The 24014-nt window shown below is 69.0% G+C and carries 17 protein-coding genes; 13 read left to right on the forward strand and 4 right to left on the reverse strand.

Going from position 1 to position 24014, the window contains the following annotated elements; translation table 11 throughout:
- Positions 1 to 623: 623 nt before the first annotated feature.
- The 8 genes from H0W40_RS10440 (at position 624) to H0W40_RS10475 (ending at position 10240) form a co-directional block, all read left to right on the forward strand.
- Positions 624 to 1496 carry a DUF4394 domain-containing protein gene (locus H0W40_RS10440; protein ID WP_292445928.1) on the forward strand — a complete coding sequence of 291 codons (873 nt, stop codon included), beginning with the start codon at positions 624 to 626 and terminating at the stop codon, positions 1494 to 1496.
- A 19-nt stretch (positions 1497 to 1515) separates the two neighbouring features.
- On the forward strand, positions 1516 to 2214 hold the full coding sequence (locus tag H0W40_RS10445; protein WP_292445929.1) for a methylamine utilization protein: 699 nt from the start codon (positions 1516 to 1518) through the stop codon (positions 2212 to 2214).
- A gap of 1 nt (position 2215) precedes the next feature.
- Complete coding sequence (locus H0W40_RS10450) at positions 2216 to 4666, forward strand: EAL domain-containing protein (RefSeq protein ID WP_292445931.1); 2451 nt, start codon at positions 2216 to 2218, stop codon at positions 4664 to 4666.
- Between the two features lie 128 nt (positions 4667 to 4794).
- Positions 4795 to 6489: a YbaL family putative K(+) efflux transporter gene (gene ybaL, locus H0W40_RS10455; protein ID WP_292445933.1), complete on the forward strand. Its 1695-nt coding sequence runs from the start codon at positions 4795 to 4797 to the stop codon at positions 6487 to 6489.
- A 105-nt stretch (positions 6490 to 6594) separates the two neighbouring features.
- Positions 6595 to 8037, forward strand: coding sequence for a PQQ-dependent sugar dehydrogenase (locus H0W40_RS10460; protein WP_292445935.1), 1443 nt, complete (start codon positions 6595 to 6597; stop codon positions 8035 to 8037).
- Positions 8038 to 8470: 433 nt separating this feature from the next.
- Positions 8471 to 9277 carry a hypothetical protein gene (locus tag H0W40_RS10465; protein ID WP_292445937.1) on the forward strand — a complete coding sequence of 269 codons (807 nt, stop codon included), beginning with the start codon at positions 8471 to 8473 and terminating at the stop codon, positions 9275 to 9277.
- Between the two features lie 32 nt (positions 9278 to 9309).
- Entirely contained in the window at positions 9310 to 9684 is a 375-nt protein-coding gene (locus H0W40_RS10470; RefSeq protein WP_292445938.1) for a glutaredoxin, read from the forward strand.
- A 31-nt stretch (positions 9685 to 9715) separates the two neighbouring features.
- Positions 9716 to 10240, forward strand: a complete 525-nt coding sequence (locus tag H0W40_RS10475) for a flavin reductase family protein (protein WP_292445940.1) — start codon at positions 9716 to 9718, stop codon at positions 10238 to 10240.
- On the opposite strand, the gene H0W40_RS10480 is transcribed toward H0W40_RS10475, so the two are convergent.
- Positions 10221 to 10661, reverse strand: coding sequence for a tautomerase family protein (locus H0W40_RS10480; protein ID WP_292445942.1), 441 nt, complete (start codon positions 10659 to 10661; stop codon positions 10221 to 10223). The genes H0W40_RS10475 and H0W40_RS10480 overlap by 20 nt on opposite strands.
- Before the next feature lie 280 nt (positions 10662 to 10941).
- Here H0W40_RS10480 and H0W40_RS10485 point away from each other — a divergent pair, with 280 nt between their 5' ends.
- Positions 10942 to 11877, forward strand: coding sequence for a LysR family transcriptional regulator (locus tag H0W40_RS10485; RefSeq protein WP_292445944.1), 936 nt, complete (start codon positions 10942 to 10944; stop codon positions 11875 to 11877).
- Positions 11878 to 12041: 164 nt separating this feature from the next.
- On the opposite strand, the gene H0W40_RS10490 is transcribed toward H0W40_RS10485, so the two are convergent.
- A complete protein-coding gene (locus tag H0W40_RS10490) occupies positions 12042 to 14114 on the reverse strand; it encodes an acetoacetate--CoA ligase (protein WP_292445946.1) in 2073 nt (690 codons plus the stop codon).
- Between the two features lie 230 nt (positions 14115 to 14344).
- Here H0W40_RS10490 and H0W40_RS10495 point away from each other — a divergent pair, with 230 nt between their 5' ends.
- Complete coding sequence (locus H0W40_RS10495; protein ID WP_292445948.1) at positions 14345 to 16513, forward strand: EAL domain-containing protein; 2169 nt, start codon at positions 14345 to 14347, stop codon at positions 16511 to 16513.
- 100 nt (positions 16514 to 16613) lie between these two features.
- Here H0W40_RS10495 and H0W40_RS10500 read toward each other — a convergent pair whose 3' ends face one another.
- Both H0W40_RS10500 and H0W40_RS10505 read right to left on the reverse strand, forming a co-directional pair.
- Positions 16614 to 18473, reverse strand: a complete 1860-nt coding sequence (locus H0W40_RS10500) for an ABC transporter substrate-binding protein (RefSeq protein ID WP_292445950.1) — start codon at positions 18471 to 18473, stop codon at positions 16614 to 16616.
- Between the two features lie 27 nt (positions 18474 to 18500).
- Positions 18501 to 20348: an ABC transporter substrate-binding protein gene (locus H0W40_RS10505; protein WP_292445951.1), complete on the reverse strand. Its 1848-nt coding sequence runs from the start codon at positions 20346 to 20348 to the stop codon at positions 18501 to 18503.
- A gap of 709 nt (positions 20349 to 21057) precedes the next feature.
- Here H0W40_RS10505 and H0W40_RS10510 point away from each other — a divergent pair.
- The 3 genes from H0W40_RS10510 to H0W40_RS10520 all read left to right on the forward strand — a co-directional run bounded on the left by H0W40_RS10510 (position 21058) and on the right by H0W40_RS10520 (position 24001).
- Entirely contained in the window at positions 21058 to 21996 is a 939-nt protein-coding gene (locus H0W40_RS10510) for an ABC transporter permease (RefSeq protein ID WP_292445953.1), read from the forward strand.
- Positions 21997 to 22126: 130 nt separating this feature from the next.
- A complete protein-coding gene (locus H0W40_RS10515; protein ID WP_292445954.1) occupies positions 22127 to 23173 on the forward strand; it encodes an ABC transporter permease in 1047 nt (348 codons plus the stop codon).
- 363 nt (positions 23174 to 23536) lie between these two features.
- A complete protein-coding gene (locus tag H0W40_RS10520; RefSeq protein ID WP_292445956.1) occupies positions 23537 to 24001 on the forward strand; it encodes an OsmC family protein in 465 nt (154 codons plus the stop codon).
- Positions 24002 to 24014 lie beyond the last annotated feature (13 nt).

Consider the following 24014-nt stretch of genomic DNA (forward strand, 5'->3'; position numbering starts at 1 on the left):
GTTCGGAATGCCGACTGTGCAAGCTCAGCGCGCGAGCGCTGCGCCGGGTCGCTGTGTTGCGTTCATGTCCCCCGGGCTGGGCTCACGCCCAGCCCTCCTCCTTGACTTCACTCCACACAGCAACCCGCCACAGCGCTCCTGCCACCACCTGTAGACGCTCGGTTGTGCAGTCGTTCGAGGCTGCGACGGTGCCTGCTGCGGAGGGCGTCGGGTGAGCGGCGCAGTGAAGTAAAGGGGGAGGTGTCGGCCGGCAGGCCGACGCCGGAGGACATGAACGGAGCCGGTCGCCCGATGCCCTCGGCAGCTGCGCTGCAGCACCAGCATCGATGCGTTTGAATGCGGCTTGGTATGAACCGTGCGCTGGGCGGCTGCGGCGGTGCGCGCGAGTCGCTGAAGGCGGCATCACCGTTGCAGGCTGCCGGCACGCGGCACGCAAGCGCGGTTGCAGCCTGGCCCGCCGGATGTCGGCCGCCGGTCCCCCGGCCCCGCCTGTTCGGCGTGCACTACGTCGCACCCCGCACCCGACGCCGCGACTGGGCCCGAAAACCGTGCTTTATCCCGCCTTGCCCACGCGGCGCGTCGGGGACCATTGCGCTTCCTGCCTGCATTTCTCGACAAGAACCATGACCCGAACGCCCGCCCTCCTTGCCGCCCTCGTTCTGTCCGCTTGTTCGTCGGTTCCCGACGAGCCGATCGGCCCGCCCGCGAAAGAGACGCTGTATGCCGTGAACACGGCCAACCACCTGCTCGGCTTCAATGCCGGCCAACCGCAGAAAATTCTGAGCCAGCGCCCGCTCGCGGGCCTGCAGCCGGGCGAGCGTGTGCTCGGCATCGACTACCGCGTGGCTCGCGGCCAGCTGTTCGCGCTCGGCAGCAGCGGCCGGCTCTACCGCGTGGACACCGCCACCGCAAGCGCCGCCGCCATCGGCGCGCCGTTCGGCATCGCGTTGCGCGGCAGCGAGTTCGGTTTCGATTTCAACCCGGCGGTCGACCGCATCCGCATCGTCAGCGACGCCGGACAGAACCTGCGCGCGCACCCCGATACCGGCGCTGTCGTCGACGCCGATGCCAAGACCGACGGGCTGCAGCCCGATGGCGCAATCGCGTGGAGCCCGACGGACGCCAACGCCGGCAAGCCGTTCGCCGCCGTCGCCGCGGCCTACAGCTACAACCAGCGCGACGAAAAGATCACCACCAACTTCGCGATCGACGCGCGCCAGGGCGTGCTGGTCACCCAGGGCACCCGCGAGGGGACAACCCCCGCCGTTTCACCGAACACCGGGCGGCTGTTCACCGTCGGGCCGCTGGGCGCCGGGGGCTTCGAGCGCGCCAGCCTGGACATCAGCGACGTCGACAACATCGCCTACGCCGCGCTCACCGGCGCCGGCGCGCGCGCTTCGGTCCTGTACCGCATCGATCTGGCCACCGGCGCGGCCACGCGCCTCGGCACCATCGCCGGCGGCGAGGCAGTGCAGGGCTTGGCGATCCAGCCCTAGAGCCTGGAAGCAACGCTCCATGTCTACGTCGATCGCGGCCCCTCGAGGGGCCGACCAGCGCTTTCCCGGTGCCCGCGAGCGCGCTCACTCGCAAGCCGGTCGCGGCATGGCGCGCCCGGCGCGCCGCCTGGCCGTCTGGCTGGCGTTCGGCGCGTCCGCCCTCGCTTCTTTGCCGGCCGCCGCCACCACGCTGACGATCAGCGTGACCGGCGCCGGCGGCGCGCCATTGGCCGACGCCGTCGTGGCGGTGTTCGTGGACGGCGCACCGCGCCTGGCGAGCGGCGTGCCGCCTGTGGAGATGGGCCAACGCGGCAAGCGCTTCGTGCCCGCGGTACTGGCCGTGCAGACCGGCACGCCGGTCGACTTTCCGAACCACGACACGGTGCGCCACCACGTCTATTCGTTCTCGCCCATCAAGACCTTCGAGATCAAGCTGTACGTCGGCACGCCCACGCAACCGGTGGTGTTCGACAAGCCGGGCACCGCCGTGCTCGGCTGCAACATCCACGATGCGATGACGGCATTCATCCGCGTGGTGGACACGCCTTACTTCGCGCGCACCGACCCGCAGGGCCGGGCGCAGCTCGAACTGCCGCGCGGCAGGCACCGCGTTCAGGTCTGGCATCCCGGCCTGCCGGCCGACACCGACGCGCCGCTGCAGCCGCTCGAAGTGGGCGCCGCCGACGCCTCCGTGACGCTCGGCATCGAGCCCCGCTGACATGGGCCCGGTGGGCAGGTTCCTGTCGCGGCGCGGCCTGCAGTTCCGCATCGTCGCGCTCTTCCTCGGCCTGTTGCTGGCCGTGCAGTTCGCCAGCCTGCTGCTGATCGGCTCGGGCATCGAGCGCGGCGCCCGCGCCTCGGTCAGCGAAGAGCTGCGGACCGGCGAGCGCATCTTCCTGCGCCTGCTGCGCCACAACGCCGAACGCCTGACCGAAGCCGCCCGCTTGCTGGCGGCCGATTTCGGCTTTCGCTCGGCCGTGGCGAGCCGGGACGGCGAAACCCTGGCTTCGGCGCTGGCCAACCAGGCCGGGCGGATCGATGCCGACATCGCGGTGTTCACCGATCCGCAGTTCCAACTCCAGGCCGCCACCGTCGAAGGGGCGGATCGCTTCCTGCCGTTGCTGCGCCGCATGGCCACGGCCGCGGTCGACGACGACCAGGTGGTGATGCTCGAAGGCGAGCCCTTTCAGCTGGTGGTGGTGCCGGTGCGTGCGCCGCTGCTGATCGGCTGGGTGGCGATGGGCTTTCGCGTGCAGACCTCGCTGCTCGAGGAGATGCGTTCGCTGTCGATGATCGAAGTCGCCATGCTCACCCGCCGCTCGCCCGAGACGCCCTGGCGCCTGCTCGGCTCCACGCTCGGCGTGGCTGACGACGACCGCTTCACGTCGAAGTGGATCGCGGCGCGCACCGCTGCTGCCGGGGAGCGCCGCCCGACCGGCCCGGCCGGTCTGCGGCTGCACTTCAGCCAGGCCGACGCCGGCCGGCTCGTCGGTGCGGTGGTGGCCAGCGAAGTGCCGCTCGGGCGCGACCCGCAGCAGCAGGCGGTCGCCGTGCTGATGCGCTCGCTCGACGATGCGGCCGCGCCGTACCGGCGCCTGCAGTGGCTCCTGCTGGCATTCACGCTGGCCGCCGTTGCCGTGTTCGCGTTCGGCAGCGTGATCACCGCGCGGCGCATCACCACGCCGCTCGTGGCGCTGTCTGCCTCGGTACGCCGGCTCGCGGCGGGCGACTATGCGCAGGCGGTGCCGGCTGCGGGCGACGACGAGATCGGCCGCCTCGCGCAGGCCTTCGAGGCGATGCGACAGGCCGTGCGAACGCGCGACCTGGAAGTGCGCCGGCTCGCCTTCGACGACGACCTGACCGGCCTGCCCAACCGCGAGCGCTTCCGCAGCGAACTGCGCGACGCCGTCGTGCGCGCCGGCGACGCCAGGCCGCCTTTCAGCGTGCTCATGCTCGACCTCGACCGCTTCAAGCATGTCAACGACGTGCTCGGCCACCGCTTCGGCGACCGCCTGCTGCGCGAGGTGGCGCAGCGGCTGCTCGGCGTGCGGCGTGGCGGCGACGTGGCCGCACGCCTGGGCGGCGACAAGTTCGCGATGCTGTTGCCGGGCGCCGACGGCGACGCGGCCGGCGGCGCGGCGCGGCGCATCCTGCGCGCCTTCGAGACGCCGATCGCGCTCGACGACCACACCGTCGATCTCGGCGCCGGCATCGGCATCGCCTGCTTCCCAGCCGACGGCGAACAGGCCGACGTGCTGCTCGGGCGCGCCGAAGTCGCCATGTACGCGGCCAAGCGCCGGCAACTCGGCGTGGCGCGCTACCTCCCGGCGCAGGACGGCGGCAGCGAGGAGTCGCTGTCGTTGCTGAGCGAGTTGCGCACCGCGATCGAGGAAGGGCAGCTTCGCTTGTGGCTGCAGCCCAAGGTCTCGCTGGCGAGCGGCCGCGTGGTGGGCGCTGAAGCGCTGGTGCGCTGGCAGCACCCGACCCGCGGCCTGGTGCAGCCGATGCAATTCATTCCCTTCGCCGAGCAGACCGGTTTCATCCGCCAGCTCACGCAGTGGGTGATCGGGCAGGGCGCCGAGGCACTGAGCCGCCTCAAGCGCTCGGGCAGCGACATCCACCTGTCGATCAACCTGTCGGTGCGCGACCTGCTCGACCAGGAGCTGCCCGACAAGATGCAGCGCCTGGCCGTCCTGCACGGCACCCTGCCGCTCACCCTGTGCCTGGAGATCACCGAAAGCGCGATCATGGACGACCCGCAGCGCGCACTGCAGACGCTCGAGCGCCTGCACGCCCTGGGCTTCAAGCTGTCGATCGACGATTTCGGCACCGGCTATTCGTCGCTGGCCTACCTCAAGCGCCTGCCGGTGGACGAACTCAAGATCGACAAGAGCTTCGTGCTCAACATGGAAAGCGACCTCGATGACGCCAAGATCGTGCGCTCGGTGATCGACCTGGCGCACAACCTGGGCCTGAGCGTCGTCGCCGAGGGCGTGGAGACGGCCAAGGCGTGGAAGATGCTGCAGGCGCTGGGCTGCGACGAAGCGCAGGGCTACCTCATCGCCAAGCCGATGCCGGTCGAGGCCTTCGCGCAGTGGATGCAGCAATGGGCTGCGCCGCCCGTGCAGCAGGTTCGGCTCGATTCGGACTTCGCGCGTTTGCTGAACTGAGCCCGCGGGTTGTTCACGGCCCGGCGCCGTGTGCCGGCTGCCGCTTCACTCAGGAGGCCTGTGCCAAACTGCCCGCGCCGAAGCGGCGCGGTCGGCCTGCCGCACGACACGCCGGTGTGGCGTCACGGATGCCCCACGAAGTCACGCTCATCACCACCATTTCCGCGGGCCTGGGACTGGCCCTCGTGCTGGGCTTTCTTGCCGCGCGGCTGAAGCTGCCACCGCTGGTCGGCTATTTGCTCGCCGGCATCCTGATCGGCCCGACGACGCCGGGCTTCGTGGCCGACATGGCCATCGCGGCGCAACTGGCCGAGATCGGCGTGATGCTGCTGATGTTCGGCGTGGGCCTGCACTTTTCGCTCGACGAGCTGATGGCGGTGCGCAAGATCGCCCTGCCGGGCGCGGTGGCGCAGATGGCGGTGGCGACGCTGCTCGGCATGGGGGTCGCTCACTGGTGGGGCTGGAATCTCGGCGCCGGGCTGGTGTTCGGCCTGTCGCTCTCGGTGGCCAGCACGGTGGTGCTGCTCAAGGCGCTGGAGAGCCGCGGCGTGGTCGATTCGATGAACGGCCGCATAGCAGTCGGCTGGCTGATCGTCGAAGACCTGGCGATGGTGCTGGTGCTGGTGCTGCTGCCGGCCGTGGCGGGTGCGCTCGGCACGGCCGGGGGCGGCCTGCCCGGCGGCAATGTCTGGTCCACGCTGGGTGTCACCTTGCTGCAGGTGGTGGTGTTCATCGCCCTGATGCTCGTGGTCGGGCGGCGTTTCTTCCCCTGGCTGCTGTGGCAGGTGACGAAGACCGGTTCGCGCGAGCTGTTCACGCTGTGCGTGGTGGCGGCGGCACTGACCATCGCCTACGGCTCGGCGGCCTTGTTCGGCGTGTCGTTCGCGCTGGGCGCCTTCTTCGCCGGCATGGTCATGCGCGAGTCCGAGTTCAGCCAGCGCGCCGCCGAGGAATCGCTGCCGCTGCGCGACGCCTTCGCGGTGCTGTTCTTCGTGTCGGTGGGCATGTTGTTCGAGCCGAGCGTGCTCGTCGAGCGGCCCGGGCAGGTGCTGGCCGTGGTGGGCATCGTCATCCTGGGCAAGTCGCTGGCGGCTGCCGCCGTGGTGCTGCTGTTTCGCTACCCGCTCAACACGGCGCTCACCGTCTCGGCCAGCCTGGCGCAGATCGGCGAGTTCTCCTTCATCCTCGCCGCGCTCGGCGTCGCCCTGGGCCTGCTGCCGCCGGAAGGCCAGAGCCTGATCCTGGCCGGCGCGCTGATCTCCATCGCGCTCAACCCGCTGGTGTTCTCGCTGGTCGAGCCGGCGCAGCGCTGGATTCGTTCGAACTCGGCCCTGGCCCGCCGTTTCGAGGAGCGCGACGATCCGCTCGCCGAGCTGCCCGCCTCCACCGAGGCCCGGTACCTGGCCCGCCAGGTGGTGCTCGTCGGCTACGGCCGGGTCGGCCGCCACATCGCCGAGGCGCTCAAGCGCGACGGCGTGCCCTTCGTCGTGGCCGACCACAACCGCGAACGCGTCGAGGCGCTGCGCCAGCAGGGCGTGCCGGCCGTGCTGGGCGACGCGGCCGAGCCGTCGGTGCTGATCCAGGCGCACATCGCACGCGCGCACATGCTGGTGGTGGCCACGCCCGACACCATCGACGTGCGCCGCATGATCGAGGTGGCGCGTACGCTCAACCCGCAGATCCGCACCGTGGTGCGCTCGCACAGCGAGGAGGAGGCCAGCCTGCTTGAAAAGGAAGGCGCGGCTCGCGTCTTCCTCGGCGAACGCGAATTGGCCGAGGCGATGGTGCGGCATGTGAGGGAGGCGGCGCAGAGTTCGGCCTGAAAAGGCTAAGCTGATCCGACGGCATGGTCCGAACGGGCGGGGAGCCGGGGCGGCGCCGGTCCCCGATTCGCACTGTGACCGGCATCGGCAGCTCTCGGAGGCGCAATGACGAAGCAAACGTTTCTCGGCTGGGCCCTCGGTCTCGCCTCGGCGGTACTGCTCACGTCCTGCGGGGGCGGTGGTGGCGACGGCGATGCGCCGCCGGCTGGCGGCGACCCGACGGCGCCCATCGCCACGCTCACTGCGCCGGCCGCTTTCTCGCGCAACCTCGACGGCAGTATCGAGCTGCGGGCGACCGCCAGCGACGACGTCGGCGTGAGCAGCGTCGAGTTCCAGGTCGACGGCGAGCCGCTCGGCCCTGCCGACACGACGGCACCCTATGCCGCCACGCTGGATACCACCGCCTATGCCTCCGGCCAGCACGTGCTGCGCGCCCGGTCGCGCGATGCGAGCGGGAAGGTTTCTCCGTGGTCAGGCGTCACCGTGGCCTTCGGCGGCAGCCGCAACCGCCCCGCCGGCTTCAGCGTGGAGGAAGGCTGGGTCACCGGCCTGCTCGCCGCCAGCGCCTTCGCGACCACGCCCGATGGCCGTTTGCTCGTGGCCGAGCAGGACGGCCGCTTGCGCGTGGTGAAGAACGGCCGTCTGCTGCCGACGCCCTTCGTCCAGCTCACGAACGTGAACAGCATCGGCGAGCGCGGCCTGATCGGCGTGGCCGTCGATCCGGGCTTCGCGACCAACGGCTACGTGTACGTGCACTACACGACGATGCAGGGCGGCATCCACAACCGGGTCAGCCGCTTTGTTGCGAGCGGCGACGTGGCGACCGGCCTGGAGTTCGTGCTGCTCGACCTGCCCACCCTCTCCACGGCCACCAACCACAACGGCGGCGCGCTGCATTTCGGTGCCGACGGCAAGCTCTACGTAGGCGTCGGCGACAACGCCAACGGCGTGCAGGCGCAGGACCTCACGCTGCCCTTCGGCAAGCTGCTGCGCATCAACCCCACGGACGGCTCTGCCCCGGCCGACAACCCCTTCGTCGGCGGCTTCAACGATGCGCGCGTCTGGGCTTACGGCCTGCGCAATCCCTTCACCTTCGCGGTGCAGCCGGGCACGGGTCGGATCCACATCAACGACGTCGGTGCGAACCGTTGGGAAGAGATCAATCTGGGCGCAGCCGGTGCCGACTACGGCTGGCCGGCCTCCGAAGGGCCTGACGGCGTGATAGCCGGCATGACGGCGCCGCTGTTCGCCTACAGGCACACCGACGCGAATCCTGCCGGCTCCGGCCCGGGCGGCTTTTTCACGGGCGCCTCCATCGCGGGCGGCGCCTTCTATCCGGCCAGCGGCAGTTTCCCCGCCGCCTATCGGGGCGACTATTTCTTCGCGGACTTCGTCACCAGCTTCGTCGGCCGGCTCGATCTCGACAACGAAGGTGCGGCCTATGCCTTCGCCCGCGTATCGGGTAACCCGGTGGACTTGCGCGTGGGCAACGATGGCGCGCTGTATGTGCTGACGCGAACGGGGATCACGCGTATCGGCGCGCTTTGAGTCTTGCCGCAGACGCGAAGTCAGGAACGACGAACCGCTTTTGCCGACGCCTCTGTCGGCGCGAGCGAAGCCGAGTCCGGATGTCCGGCTGCACTCAGGGAAATTCTTGTTCGCTCCGCCGGGCATCCGGACCCGTCTTCGCCAGCAGCACTGTGCTTTTTCGGCGTTCCGAAGAAAGCACCGACTCAGCGTGAGCGAAGTTTGCTCTTGCGGCGCGCCGGAGAGCACCGGCCCAGCCGGGAGCGGGGTCGCCGACGCAGTGAATAGGAATTTGCTGAACGAAGTCGGCGACCCCGCTTCCGGCTGCGAGCGAAAACGACATCGACCGCCGACCCATGCCGCCTGCACCACCGCCACCGCTGGCAACGCTCGCACCGCCTGCACCACCGGCACGACCGCACTACCATTTCCGGCCGACAAACGTCCGCGCGCCATGACCTCCCCCCTACGCGCTTCGAACGATGGCCTGCCCCGAGCGCATGCCCGGCGGCTGCGCGACATCCACCGCTCGGCCGGTTGGCCGGCGTGCGACGCGGTCGAGATCGATCTGCTTGCCGCCGGCCTGGTCGAGCGCGTGTTCGCGGTCAGCGGCCACGAGACGCTGCGCCTCACGTCCGCCGGCATCGCGCAGCTCGCGCGCTCGCTCGAGCGCAACCGCGCCGCCTTCAGCCTGCACGAGGCGCTGGTCGAGCGCGTGGTGATCGAAATGCAGCGCGCCGGGCGCATCGCCTGGCGCGGCTTGAGCCTGAGGGCGCGGGCGGGTGAGGCCTGGGTGATGGCGATGCCGGACGTCTATTCCGTGCGCCACACCACCGTGGAGGCTTACCTCGCGCCCTTCGTCCACGAGATCAAGGTCAGGCGCGCCGATCTGCTGGCCGACCTGCGCCTGCCGGACAAACGCGCGGCCTACCTGCAGATGGCCGGCGGCTGCAGCTACGTGCTGGCCGAGGGCATCGCCGAGGCCGACGAAGTGCCGATTGAATGCGGCGTCATCGTGGCGCGCCGCCGTGCCGACGGCGTGGGCTTCGGTGCGCTCGAATGTCTGCGCCCGGCGCCGCTGCGCTCGATGAGCCTGCCCTTCACGGCCTGGATGGCGCTGGCCCGCGCCACGCCGGCCGCGATGCCGCTCGACGAGGCGCAGGGCGCGCTAGCCGATGCCGAAGCCGATGCCGAAGCCGGTGCCGAAGCCGAAGCCGGCAAGGTCGATGCACCGGCCGGCGCCTCGATGACGCCGCTCTGAGACACTGCCTCGAACCCGCCACGAAGGATCCGATGCCCCGCCCCGTGCTCGACGAAGCCCAGCTTCACCCCGCGATCCGCGACCAGGTCGTCAACGCGCATGCCGACATCGTCCACAACGTGCGCGCCGCGGCGGCGTCCAACCCCGTGCTCGTGATCGGCATGGCGGGCAACCCTTGGTGCCGGCGCGCCCGCAAGGCGCTCGCCGCCGCCGGGCAGGCCCATCATTACCTCGAATACGGCAGCTACGTGAGCGGCTGGCGGCCGCGCACGGCGCTCAAGATGTGGACCGGCTGGACCAGCTTCCCGATGGTGTTCGTGCGCGGGCAGCTCATCGGCGGCGCGCAGGATCTCGAACGCCTCATCGCCAGCGGCGAGCTGCCGCGGCTGCTGGCCGACCCGGCCTGATCCGGCAGCACCTGACCGCCGAGAGTTCGTCATGACGCCTCCCTTGCCCAAGCCCGTGCGCCAGGCGCTGGCGCCGAGTTTCACGCCGCAACACTTTCGCGATGCGCTGGGCATGTTCGCCACCGGCGTGACCATCGTGACCGCCCGTACCACCGACGGCGACTGCGTCGGGCTGACCGCCAACTCCTTCAATTCCGTCTCGCTGGCGCCGCCGCTGGTGCTGTGGAGTCTGGCGAGCAAGGCCGGCACGATGCCGGCCTTTGCACGCGGATCGCACTACGCCATCAACATCCTGGCCGCCAGCCAGCGCCGGCTCGCCGAGCGCTTCGCCAGCAAGACAACCGACCGTTTCGCCGGCGTGGCCTGGACCGAGGGCGCCAGCGGCGCGCCGCTGCTCGACGGTGCGGCGGCAGTGTTCGAGTGCTTCAACCGCAGCCAGTACGAAGAAGGCGACCATGTCATCTTCGTCGGCGAGGTCGAACGCTGCAGCGTGACGCCCGGCTCCACGCCGCTGATCTTTCATGGCGGGCGGTATTTCACCGAACTGCCGCTGTAGCGGTCTGCGACGCCGGCGTGTCCGGTGCGATCCAGCGGCGCTCCTGGGTGTGGCCGCCGTAACCCCAGGCGTCGGCGGGTACTTCTTCCACGACGACGTAGCTGGCGTGGTGCAGCGGCCCCAGGGCCTCGGCGAGCAGGGCGTGCACGGCCGACACGAAACCAGCCTTTTCGACCTTGGTGTTCGTGCCCCCGGTGACCTGTATCTGAGCCTGGAAGCTGGCCAGGCCTTGATCGGCCAGCGAGCGAGCGCCGATGAACCATTGCGCCGCGTCCACCCATTCGATCTGCAGCGCGGTCAACGCCGGCTTCTTGCCGAGGTGCCGGCCGATCAGTGCGGTCAAGCGGTCGGCCAGGGCGGCGGTCTCGAGTGCCGGCCCGGTGCCCTGTGGGCGGCTCAGGCGCAGGTGCATGAAGGGCATGGTGTTCTCCCTTTAGTAAGAGGTTCCGCGGCGCTGCGCGGGTGGCGAACGCGCCAGGCTTCGTAGCCCTGCCCGCTCCAGCGCAGATAGGCTCGCCAGAAGGCGACGGACCAGTTCGAAAGGTTCATCATGCTCGGCTCCTTGGTTGCGATGCAGACAACTTTAGGTTTGCACAATCGCACTGACAAGCCGATAAAGTGCGCTCCAAGTTTGCAAAAACGCACAACATGCGAGCAGCGCTGCCGACGACCTTGCCCCGACTCACCTTTCAACGACCTCCATGTCCCCCTCGGTCTCCAACACCATCACTTCTGCCGAGCAGCGCGCCTTCAACTGGGACGATCTGCGCTACGCCCTCGCGGTCGCGGAGGCCGGCTCGCTGGCCGGTGCGGCACGCGCCCTCGATGTGCGCCATTCGACCGTGCTGCGCCGGCTCGACGCACTGGAGCAGCGCCTCGGCGCCCGCCTGTTCGAGCGCCTGCGCAGTGGCTACGCGCCCACCGAGGCGGGCGAGTTGCTGGTCGAGGAGGCGCGCCGCATGCAGCCCGTGCTCGACGAGTTGCAGCGCCGCCTGCTGGGCCGCGACTTGCGCCTGAGCGGCAGTCTGCGGCTGAACACCGCGCACGTTGCCATGCTGTACCTGCTGGCCGAACCGCTGGCGGCGTTCGCTCGCGCGCATCCCGGCATCGCGATCGAAGTCGAGGAGGCTTCGCAACTCGCCGATCTGTCGCGCCGCGATGCCGACGTGGCGCTGCGTCTGAGCAAAGAGGTGCCGCAGCACCTGGTCGGCCGCCCGCTGGGGGCCGTGCGTTTTCGCGCCTATGCCCTGCGCGGCGCGGCCGGACTGCCGCAACGGCGCCAGCCGCTCGAGCGGCTGGTTGAGGAGGCGCCGTGGATCGGCTACGAGCGCGACCGCCGCGCGCGCTTTTTTGATCGCTGGATGCACGAAAACGTGCCGGCGGAACGCGTGAGGCTGCGCGTCGATCTGCTGCACAGCGCGGTGGCCATGGCGCGGTCGGGCCTGGGTGTGGCGGTGCTGCCGGTGTTCGTCGAGCGCACCGAGCCGCAGCTCGTGGCGGTGTCGGACGACATCACGGGGCTGGAGACCCCGCTGTGGCTGCTCACGCACGCCGACCTGCGCCGCACGGCGCGGGTGCGCGTTTTCATGCAGGAGGTCGGCGACGCACTGGCGCGTTCTCTGACGGCATCGGCATGAAGCCACTCATGCTCGGTTTTCCTGCGTGCTGCGAAGGGGTCGGCCGGTCAGATCCAACGGGCTGAATGGGGTTCGACTGATCGGTGCTGCTCTTTCTCGCGTGGGCGCTCTGTGTCCCGCAGGAGAGGATGCATTCCTCCCTCTCCTTCTGGGAGAGGAGCAATTCAGCCCTCGCTCGCCGCGCGCCGCCGCGCGAACGCCACGAACCAATCCACGCACTCCGCATTCGCCATCGCGTCCGCGTTGAGCACCTGCTTCGCATCCGCGCCCATCAGCAACTTCTTCACCGGCAGCTCCATCTTCTTGCCCGACAAGGTCCGCGGCACCGCCTCGACCTGGAAGATCTCGTTGGGCACGTGCCGCGCCGACAGCGCCGTCTTGATCACGTCCTTCAACCGCTTCGTCAGCGCCGCATCCAGCACCACCCCCTCGCGCAGCACCACGAACAGCGGCATGTAGCTCTCGCGGCCCAGGTACTCCAGATCGACCACCAGGCTGTCCAGCACCTCCGGCAGCGCCTCCACCGCCCGGTACAACTCGGCCGTGCCCATTCGGATGCCGTAGCGGTTGATCGTGGCATCGCTGCGGCCGTAGATGACGGCGCCGCCGCGTGGCGTGATGCGGATCCAGTCGCCGTGGCGCCAGACCCCCGGGTACATGTCGAAGTAGCTGCCCAGGTAGCGGCGGTTGTCGGGGTCGTTCCAGAAGTACAGCGGCATCGACGGGATCGGTTGGGTGCAAACCAGTTCGCCGACCTCGTCGACGAGCGCGCGACCACGGCCGCCGGCGTCGGGTTCGCTCCAGGCCTCGACCGCCGCACCGAGGCAGCGGCACTGCATCTCGCCTTTCACGACCGGCAGCGTCACCATGCCGGCGACGAAGGCGCCCGCAAAGTCGGTGCCGCCGGAGATCGGGTTGAGCCAGATGTCGCGGCCCTCGCGCTTGGGCAACTGGTCCCAGATCCACTGGTAACCCTCGTCCGACAGCGGCGAGCCGGTCGAGCCCACGCCGCGCAGTGCCGACAGGTCGCCCTCGCGCATCGGCTCCACGTCGGCCTTCAGGCAGCTCGCGTAGAACGCGGCCCCCGCGCCGAAATAGGTGACACCGGCATCGGCCGCGAAGCGCCACAGCACGCCCCAGTCGGCCGGGCCAATGGCCGGCGCCGGCCCGCCCGGGCTGCCGTCGTACAGGCACACGGTCGCGCCGTTCAACAAGCCCGAGACCTGCGCGTTCCACATGATCCAGCCGCTGCTGCTGTACCAGTGGAAGCGGTCGCCGCTCTCGGCGCTGGCGCCCAGGTTGTGGTGCATGGCATTGGCCTTGAGCGAATTGAGCATCACGCCGCCGTGCCCGTGCACGATGGCCTTGGGCAGGCCGGTGGTGCCGCTCGAATAGACGATCCACAGCGGCTGGTCGAAGGGCAGCCACAGCGGCTCGAAGGTCGCCTCGCCTTCGGTGAGCGCGGCAAAGTCGTGCACCGCGCGCCCGGCGGCGGCGAGTGGCGCCGCATCGGCCGCTTCGTCGAGGTAACGCAGCAGCACCAGGTCGCGCACGCTCGGCAAGGCCTCGAGCAGTTCGCGCAGCAGCGGCAGGCGGTCGTGCTGCAGGCCGCCGTACACGTAGCCGTCGCAGGCGATCAGCAGTTTTGGCTCGATCTGCTGGAAGCGGTCGAGCACCGCCACCGGCCCCATGTCGGGCGAGCACACCGACCACACCGCACCCACGCTCGCGCAGGCGAGGAAGGCGACGATGGCCTGCGGCGTGTTCGGCAGGAAGGCGGCGACGCGGTCGCCGGGCACGATGCCCAGGCGCTGCAGGTGCAGCGCCAGCGAGGCGACCTGGCGCTCGAGCTCCGGCCAGCTCGTTTCCTGCAGTGCCTTGGGATCGTGCCGGCCCATGCCTTCGTTGCGGAACACGATGGCCGGGTGACCGGCCGCATGCGCGGCATCCGCATGCCGAAGGACCTGCCGGGCATAGTTGACTTGCGCGCCCTCGAACCAGCGCGCCCCGGGCATCGCGGGCCCGGACAGCACGCTGCCGTAGGGCGCGGACGAGCGCACATCGAAGTGCTGCCAGATCGAGGCCCAGAAGTCGGGCAGCTCGTCGATCGACCAGCGCCACAGGGCGTCGTAGCCGGCCGGGGTGTCGGCTTCGAAACGCAGGCCGCGGCTGGTTTTCAAAAAGCGCAGGTAGTGCGCGATCTGCGGCTCGGGAAGGGGCGTGGGCGAGGAGGGCATCGGCGGCTCCAGGGATCGGTGCGCAAGCGTAGCGCGCGGCTTGCGGGCCGGCCTTGCTGTGCGGCCCGAGCATTCCGCACGGATTCGCACACGGGGCCTGTCGCTTTCGATCTTGCAGGCCGTCTCCCTCAAGTCAACGCGCAGTGCGCCGAAGAGAATGCAAATCCCCTTGCGGGCGAAGAAGCCGCAGGCGGCCTGCCTGCCTGCCCGGACGAGACGAGGAACACGCTTTGGCCTATCTGCCTTCGAGCTACGACCCCGGGCTCGTCGTCGCCTCCCTGTTGATCGCGAGCTTCGCGTCCTACGTCGCCCTGGACCTGGCGAAGAGGGTGCATACCCACGACCGGGGCGTGAATCTGGGCTGGTGGTTGGGCGGCTCGGTGGCGATGGGTACCGGCATTTGGTGCATGCACTTCGTCGGCATGCTGTCGTTTTCCGTGCCCATCGCGCTCGGCTACACCTGGGGACTGACGGTGGCCTCGTGGGTCGTCGCGGTGGCCGTGTCGGCCATGGCCTTGTTCATTGCCAGCCGCGCCTCGCTGGGCTGGCGCCGGCTGGCCGGCGGCGCACTGGCGATGGGCGCCGGCATCTGCGTGATGCACTACATCGGCATGGCCGCGCTCGACATGGCGCCGGGCATCGTCTGGAATCCGTTCCTGGTGGCAGCCTCGGCGCTTGTCGCGGTCGGTGCGTCGGCGGCGGCACTGCTGATCTTCTTCTGGTTGCGCGGGGTCAATGCCAGCCGCGGCCAGCTCTACCAGAGCCTGGCCGCACTGGTGATGGGCGGCGCCATCTGCGGCATGCACTACACCGGCATGGCCGCAGCGAATTTCCCCGAGGGTGCGGTGTGCCTGAGTGCCAACGCCCTGGCGGGCAGCAACGTCGGCGCCGCGGTGGCGCTGTGGTCGGTGGCGCTGCTCGCGGTGGCCTTGTTCACCTCGACCCTCGATGCGCGCATGCAGAGCAGGACGGTGCGGCTCGCCGGTTCGCTCAAGGCGGCGAATGCGCAGTTGCAGGCGGTCAACGAGGAGTTGAAAACACGCGCTTTCGTGGACCCGCTCACCGGCCTGCCCAACCGGCTGCTGTTCGAAGACCGCTTGAAGCACGCGCTGCGCCGCCTCGATCGTGCGGAGGAACGGCACAACGACCGTCAGGGGACCAAGCTCGCCGTGCTGTTCATCGATCTCGATGGCTTCAAGCCGGTCAACGATTCCCTTGGTCACGCGGCCGGCGACCTGGTGCTCAAGGATGCGGCCCTGCGCCTGGGCGTCGCCGCACGAGACAGCGACACGCTGGCGCGCATCGGCGGCGACGAGTTCGTGATGCTGGTGGAGGACGCGGCCAGCCTGGCCGACTGCGTGGCCCTGGCGCGCCGGCTGGTCGCGGTTCTGGCCCGCCCGTTCGAAGTGGGCAACCGGCGGGTGGAAGTCACCGGTTCGGTGGGCATCGTCGTCTACCCCGATCACGGCCACAAGGACAAGCTCGTCGCGCATGCCGACGCCGCGATGTACGCGGCCAAGCGCGCTGGCGGCAATACCTACGCCTTGTTCGAGTCGCACATGGACGCCGGCGCACTCGATCAACTGAGCCTGCAGAACGACCTGCGCCACGCCGTCGAGTTGGGGCAGCTACAGCTCTACTACCAGCCCAAGTTCGACGCCCGGCGCGGGCAGATCCGCGGCGTCGAGGCCTTGCTGCGCTGGGACCATCCCGTGCGCGGTCTGGTCAGCCCCGGCGTGTTCATCCCGCTTGCCGAGCGGGTCGGCCTGATCAAGAGCGTAGGCAACTGGGTGATCGACGAAGCGTGCCGCCAGATGCAGGCCTGGGCCGAAGACGGCCTGCGGATGCGGGTCGCGATCAATCTGTCGGCGCACCAGCTGCGCGAGGAAGACCTGGTCGAACGCATTGCGAAGGCGCTGGCCCGGCACCAGGTGGAGCCTTCGCAACTGCTCTGCGAGATCACCGAAACGGCTGCGATGGAAGACCTCAAGGCCACGCAGCGCACCTTCGACGGGCTGGTGCGCATCGGCGTGTTCCTGTCGATCGACGATTTCGGCACCGGCTACTCGAGCCTGAGCCATCTGCGCCAGTTGCCCGCGCGCCAGCTCAAGATCGACCGCAGCTTCGTCAGCGACATCGAAACCAGCAACGACGCGCGTGCGATCGTCAGTGCCGTCATTCAATTGGCGCACGCACTGGGACTGCTCGTCGTCGGCGAAGGCGTTGAAAACGAGGGCCAGCGCGACATCCTGATCGAGCTGGGTTGCGATGAACTGCAGGGCTACTTCTTCGCCAGGCCAATGTCGGCCGACACGCTTCAGGCCTGGGCCGAGGGACGAAAACCGGCCGGCGCGGCCGACTTTTCGGCCTCGGTGCTGTTCGCGGAATACTCGGACTGAGCAAGCGGGGCGCGCTGCGCTGCCGCCGTTGTGCTCGGGGAGGCCGCTTCGGGGTCGAACGGCAAGTTCTATCTGAGCCGCCGGCGTTCCTCCAGGCGATTCATCTCGCCTGCGCTCGTCGCTGCGCATCCACATCCATGTACTGCCACGTGTCCTGCCAGAACACCGGCCGGCGATAGCCTTCGACCCACGGGTGCACCATGTCTGTCGCGATGCGGTGCACGTGCGTCTTGTAGGGCATGTACGCCACCGCCAGGCGCTTCGCCTCGTAGAAGAGCTTCTCGCGTTCCGGCCCGTCCGGCAGCCCGCTCATGCGTTCGTAGATCGCGTCCATCTCCGGCAGCTTGAAACGAGCCAGGTTCGCTCCACCCGCCTGGGGCCCATGCATGCGGGCCAGCGCCCCTTGCCCGTCGGGTGCGCCGGCGGTGGAGCCGAGCACCCAGACCATCAGCTTGCCGGCGCGCGCCTGCTTGAGCTGCTCGGGCCACTGGGCGGCGCCGAAGGCGGTGCGGATGCCGATGGCGTCCATGTTGCGTTTCCACAGTTCGTCGAACTGGCGCGAGATCTGGTCGGGCTGGGTGGCGATCTCCAGCAACAGCGGCGAGCCGTCGGGCTGCTCGCGCCAGCCGTCCTTGTTGCTGTCGATATAGCCGTAGGTGTCGAGCAGGGCCTTCGCGCGCGACGGGTCGTAGTCGCCGTTCTCGCTCTTGAACGTGGGGTCGTAGCCGGTGGTGTGCGGCGGGATCGGGCCCTGCGCGGGGATGGCCTGCCCGCGGCGCACGAGCCGGATCTCGCGCTCGACGTCGATGCCCAGCGAGATGGCCCGACGCAGCGCCACCTTGTGCGGCTCGTTGCCGCCCACCACCGGATGCTCCCAGTTGAAGTAGGTGAGCGCGGTGTCGGGCTGCAGCACGCGGTAGGCGCGGATGTCCTGCTTGGCCAGGTTGGGTGCCACCTCGCCGCCCGGCATGGCCTGGTTGACGAACTCGCCCGGCACGGCCACGAAGTCGATCTGGCCGTTCAGGAAAGCCAGCCAGCGCGGCTGCTGCTCTTCGATGATGGAAACCTCGACGCGATCGACCAGCGGCAGGCGGCGGCCCTTGTATCGGGCGAGCAGGGCCTGTCCCTCGGCGTCGTCCGCAGCCGGCTCGGCCTCGAAGAACATCTCGCGAAAAGTCGGGTTGCGCTCGAGCACGATCTGCGAGCTGCGCCGCCATGCGCCGAGCTTGAAGGGCCCCGTGCCCACGGGGTGCTCGGAGATGCGGTCGCCGTAGAACTCGACCACTTCGCGCGCGACGCCATCGACCAGGCCGCCGGTCAAGGACTCCAGCAGGCGCGGGCGCGGCTCGTCGGTCTGCAGGCGCAGCGTGTAGCGGTCGAGCGCGCGCACGCCTTCGATCTCGCGGTCGTAGTCGAAGGGCTGCTTGCTCTCCAGCGCGGCCTTGCGCAGGGCGTTCAGGCCGGAGAAGCCGACTTCCTCCACGCCGCCCCAGGCGGGGCTCTTGAGCGCCGGGTCGGCAAAGCGCTTGAGCGCGAACGCGAAGTCGTGCGCCGTGAGTTCGCGCTTTTGACCCTTGAACGCCGGATCGTCGGCGAAGTGGATGCCGGGTCTTACGCGCACGGTCCAGGTGCGGAAATCGTCCGACACCTCCGGCATGCCGGCCGCCGTCAACGGCTTGATCTTCGAAGGCCGCGCGAGGTGATCGTAGTGGTACAGGCCCTCGAAGATGTGGGCCGTGATCGTGCGCGAATACAAGTCGCTGATCTGCGCCGGGTCGAAGCCGGTCTCGGCCACCGGGAAGGACACGCGCAGCAACTTGGGCGGGCCGCCCGCGGCGGCGGTCTGCGCAGCGGCGGCGCCGGGCAGGCCGAGCGTGCCGCCCAGCAGGCCGGCGGCGGCGCTGCCCGCCGACAGGGCGGTCAGGGTGAAGCGGCGGCGGGTGAGGTCGGGTTTCGTCATGGCAGGGCAGTCGGTCCTGGTCGGTCTCTAAGGCGCACGCCGTGCGGTGTTGTCGATGTCGATATAGCGCCAGAAGTCGCGCATGAAAGGGTGGCGGCGATAGCCTTCGACCCACGGGTGCATCAGGTCGGTGGCGATGCGGTGGCCCGAGATCTTGTAGGGCATGTAGGCCACGCCCAGCAGCTCGGCCCGGTCCATCAGCGCTTCGCGCTCGGGGCCGTCGGGCAGGCGCAGTTGCCGTTCGTAGAGGGCGTTGAAAGCCGGCAGGTCGAATCGCGCATGGTTGGCCTGGCCCTTGTTGGGGCCGTACATCAGGTCGAGGAAGTAGCTGCCGTCGGGGCTGGCTGCGCCCCAGGCCACGCCCCAGATCATGAGCTTGCCCGCGCGCGAAGCTTTCAAGTTCTCAGGCCACTGCGCGGTGCGGAACTCGATGCGCAGGCCCACGGCGCTCATGTTCTTCTGCCACAGCTCCTGCAACTGGCGCGAAGCCTGGTCGGACTGGCTGGCGTACTCGAGCACCAGGGCCGAGCCGTCGGGCTGCTCGCGCCAGCCGTCGCCGTTGCGATCGACGTAGCCGTACAGGTCGAGCAGCGCCTTGGCGCGGGGGCGGCTGAAGTCGCTCATCTCCGTTTTCAGCTCGGTGTCGTAGCCGCTGACCAGCGGCGGCACGATGGTTTGCGCGGGGATGGCCTGCGAGCGGCGCACGACCACCAGCTCCTCTTGCACGTTGTAGGCCAGCGAAATGGCGCGGCGCAGCGCCACCTTCTCGGGCGCATAGCCGCCGACCAGCGGATGCTCCATGCCGAAATAGCTGAACATCGAATCGACCAGCGGTGCACGGTCCATCACGATGCCCTGGCGCGCGAGGTTCGGTGCCAGCTCGTTGTTCGGAATCGCCAGGCTCGAGAACTCCGCCGGCAGGCGTTCGAGCAGGTCGTGCTCGGCGTTCAGGAAACCGAGCCAGCGCGGCTGCGCCTCCTCGACGATGGCCACTTCGATGCGGTCGATCATCGGCAGTCGCCGGCCCTTGAAGGCGGCCGCAATCGCCTGCGAGCGCGCATCGTCGGCGGGAGCTTGCTCGTCGTAGAAGTGCTCGCGGTAGCCGGGGTTGCGTTCGAGCACGATGCGCGAGCTGCGCCGCCAGTCGGCGAGCACGTAGGGCCCCGTGCCGACCGGGTGTTCCATCTCGCGCCCGGCATGCGCCTCGACCACCTCGCGCGCCACCGCGCCCATCACGCCGCCGTCGGCCATCACGTAGGCAAAGCGCGGCGCCGGCTCGGCCAGGCGGATCTCGAAGGTGTAGCGGTCGAGCGTGCGCGCACCGGAGGCGGGCGTGTCGTAGGGAAACGGTGTGCCGTCTTCGAGCACCTTGGCGCGCAACTCGGAGAGGCCGAGGATCTTCGCGTTCTCGAACTGGAACAGGTTCGGGCTCTTGAACTTCGGGTCGTAGTGCCGCTTGAGCGAGTACACGTAGTCCTCGGCAACCAGCTCGCGACGTTGCCCCTTGAACGCCGGGTCGTCCGCGAAGTAGATACCGGGCCGGATGCGGAAGGTAAAGCGCGTGAAGTCATCCGCCACTTCCGGCAGCGCCGCGGCCGTCTGCGGCTTCACGCGGGCGGGGCGGCTGAGATAGTCGTAGGTGAGCGGCGCTTCGAAGATGTTGGCCGCGATGACGCGCGAATACAGGTCGCTGATCTGCGCCGGGTCGAAGCCGCTTTCGGCCACGGGGAAGGCGTAGCGAAGTACCTTGAGCTCTGTAGTGGCCGGCGCGTCGGAAGCAGCAGGCGCCGGTGCAGACACGGCGCTGCTGGCGCTCGAAATGCCGGCGAGGGCGATCAGGAAGGACAAGGCCAGTTCGAGGCCGCGTCTGAGCATGGAATGAACCTTCGTGGAAACCGTCGCGTGGTGCCGTGACTGCCGCGACCGAGTCTAGGGTGGGCGGCGCTCGATGTGCCGTCGCCCGAGTCGCAGCTTGGAGGCGCATGCAGACAGTTCGGTTCACGCTCCGAGGGCAAGCCCGTACATCCCCTGCGGACAAACCGCGACCGAAGTGCCGGTGCAAGGCTCTAGACTCGCGCCAGCATTGAACGACGCGATGTCAACAAAGCTGACGAAGAGCGATGCTGACGATGGCGTCAAACGCCGCTTTCAGAGCGCCGCGCGACGCATCCCCGAAGAGTCCTCCATTCGATGAACGACCCCTGGCACGATCTCTGGCTGGTGCGCTTTCCGAACCCTGCGGTGAGGCTGTGTCGTGGCGACGATGGGGAGTCCCTGCTCGCAGCCGGAAGCGGGGTCGCCGACTCCGCTCAGGGAATTCTTATTCGCTGCGTCGGCGACCCCGCTCCCGGCTGGTCCGGTGCTTTTTGTGGCGCCGTAAAAGCACGGTGCTGGCCGCAAAGCCGGGTCCGGATGCCCGGCGCAGCGTTTAAGAATTTCCCTGAGCGTAGCCGGGCATCCGGACCCGGCTTTGCTTGCGCCGAACTCGGCCTTGTCGAAGCCGAAGCATTGCTGGGTTCTGCCGACGCATCACGGGTGCGCTTCACCCGCCGCAGCCCGTGCCGCGCACCGCGGACCCACTGACATGGCCGCCTATCTCATCCGCCGCCTGTGGCAAACCATTCCCACGCTGGCCGGCGTGGTGCTTCTGGTTTTCTTCCTGTTCAAGTACTTCGGCGGCGACCCGGCCGAGATCCTCGGCGGCCTCAACGCCAGCCCGGAGCAGATCGACGCCATCCGCCAGCAGCTCGGCCTGAACGAGCCGGTCTGGCAGCAGTTGTGGATCTTCGTGCAGCGCATCGTCACCTTCGACTGGGGCCAGAGCTGGGCCACCAACGAGCCGGTGAGTTCGCTCTTCGCCAGCCGCCTGCCGGCCACGCTGACGGTGATGGTGCCGATCCTGCTGCTCGACGTGCTGCTTGCCATTCCCTTCGCGCTCGGCGTGGCCTATGTGCGCGGCTCGCTGACCGACCGCACGATCATGGCCGTGACGACGATTGCGCTGTCGATCAGCTTCCTGGTCTATGTGATCGTCGGGCAGTACTTCTTCGCGTTCCGGCTGGGCTGGTTCCCAGTGCAGGGCTGGAGCGACAGCCTGTGGACGAACCTGACGGTCTATACGCCGCTGCCGGTGCTGCTGGCGGTGATGGTGGGCCTGGCGCCGCAGACGCGGCTGTACCGTACCTTCTTCCTCGACGAGATCGGGCAGGACTACGTGCGCACCGCGCGCGCCAAGGGTCTGACCGAGACGCGCATCCTGCTCAAGCACGTGCTGCGCAACGCGATGATCCCCATCCTCACCAACCTGTCGGTGGCGCTGCCGGGCATCTTCGTGGGCTCCTTCCTGATCGAGGTGTTCTTCTCCATTCCCGGCCTAGGCCGCGAAGTGCTGCTGGCGGTGAACCGCAGCGACTATCCGGTGATCCAGGCGGTCACGATCTACATCGCCGTGATCACCATGGCGATCAACGTGATGACCGACGTGCTCTACAAGATGGTCGATCCGCGGGTGGTATTGAAGTGAACCACCCCCGAAGCGCCTTCGGCGCCTCCCCCTCGAGGGGGCGCCGCCAGCGGACCGGCAAAGCCGGATCCGCGGCGGCTGCTTGGCTGGCCGGGCTCATGCGGCGAGGGTGGCTGGGATGAGCGCAGTGATGTCCGGGTCGAGTGCGCCGGCGCAGAGCAAGCACGCGCGCTCCGAAGGCGTGTGGGCCGCCGCGTGGCGGCGCTTCCGGGGCGACCGGGTCGGCATGGTGTCGCTTGCCATCGTGGTGGCGTTCCTGCTCATGGTGCTGCTCTCCACCGCCGGGCTGGTGGCTTCGGGCTGGCAGACCGAAGTCGGCGTGCCGAATGCGCCGCCCACCTTCATGGGCCCGGCGCCGCCCGGCAGCAAGACTGTGATCCCGGAGCCACCGGGCCCGAACGTCGATCTCTCCGACATCGACCCGCTCGCGCCGCGCTACGAGGCCTGGGACCAGCGGGCCGAGCAGTACAGCACCGTCGAGATCGAGCGCGCCGAAACGCTGCCTTTCGGCGCCGACCGACTCGGGCGCGACGTGCTTTCCAAGGCGATCAAGGGCGCAGAGATTTCCATCTTCGTCGGCGTCTCGGCCGCGCTGCTGGCCACCCTGATCGGCACCGTGCTCGGCGCACTGGGCGGCTTCTTCGGCGGCAAGGTGGGCGACTTCCTGGAGTGGGTCTACAACGTCTTCACCTCGATCCCCGGCATCCTGCTGATCTTCGCGTTCGCCGCAGTCGCGGGCCGCGGTGTCGAGTCGGTGGTGCTGATCCTGGGCCTGACCGGCTGGACCGGCATCTACCGGCTGGTGCGTGCCGAGTTCATCAAGCACTCGGTGCGCGAATACGTTCGCTCGGCCGAGGCCATCGGCGCCTCTGCCGCCTCGCGCATGTTCCGCCACATCCTGCCCAACGTGAGCCATGTGGTGCTGGTGCAGTTGTCAGTGCACGTGGTGGGCTTCATCAAGGCCGAGGTGATCCTGAGCTACCTGGGCCTGGGTGTTTCGGTGGACGAGGTGAGCTGGGGCACGATGCTCGCCGAGGCGCAGGGCGAACTGATCCTCGGCCACTGGTGGCAGCTTGCCGCGGCCACGCTGTTCATGGCGGTGTTCGTCACGGCGTTCTCGCTCATGACCGATGCGCTGCGCGATGCGCTCGATCCGAAGTTGCGCGGGGCGGAATGAGGAACGGTTCGACGCAGCGAGCGCACTGCCATTTCGTCGGCTGCCGTGTGCTTTGGCGCCGCAGGGGCTGCAGCGAAAGGGTCCGTGACGGCCGGGGAAAGTTTTTCCTGGGTGCAGCCGGAAGCGGGGCTGGTGTTCTTCGGCGCGCCGAAAGAGCACGGTGCTGCCGAACCCAGCCTCTGCCTCGGCGCATGAGCTCCTTCTCCCGCTGGCGGGAGAAGGCGGGGGATGAGGGACTGGCGCACTGCGCCGACCCTCACCCCAACCCTCTCCCGCCCGCGGGAGAGGGAGCTTCGGCGGCCGGGTGCGGCACAAGAGGTCCCATGCGTTGCGTAGCCGGCCAAGTAAGACGGAGCCACTGACATGAGCCACTACACCGCCACCATCACGTGGGAGCGCAACGGCAGCGACTTCATCAACCACCGCTACAGCCGCGGTCACCTGTGGCGTTTCGACGGCGGGCTCGAGGTGCCTGCAAGCAGCTCTCCGCAGGTGGTGCCCTTGCCCTTGTCGGACGCGGCGGGGGTCGATCCCGAGGAAGCCTTTGTCGCTTCCCTGTCGAGTTGCCACATGCTGTGGTTCCTCGAGATCGCGGCGCGGCGTGGCCTCACCGTCGATGCCTATACCGACGAAGCCAGCGGCGTGATGGCCAAGAACGCCGAGGGCAAGCTGGCGATGACCGTGGTGACCTTGCACCCGCGTGTCGTCTTCGCAGGCGCGTCGCCGAGCGAGGCCGATCTGCACGCGCTGCACCACGAGGCGCACGAGTGCTGCTTCATCGCCTCCTCAGTTCGCACCGAAGTGCGCTGCGAGCCGGTGCTCGCCTGAACCTGATCACGAG

The organism is Methylibium sp., from assembly GCF_013817345.1.
GTDB lineage: Bacteria > Pseudomonadota > Gammaproteobacteria > Burkholderiales > Burkholderiaceae_C > Methylibium.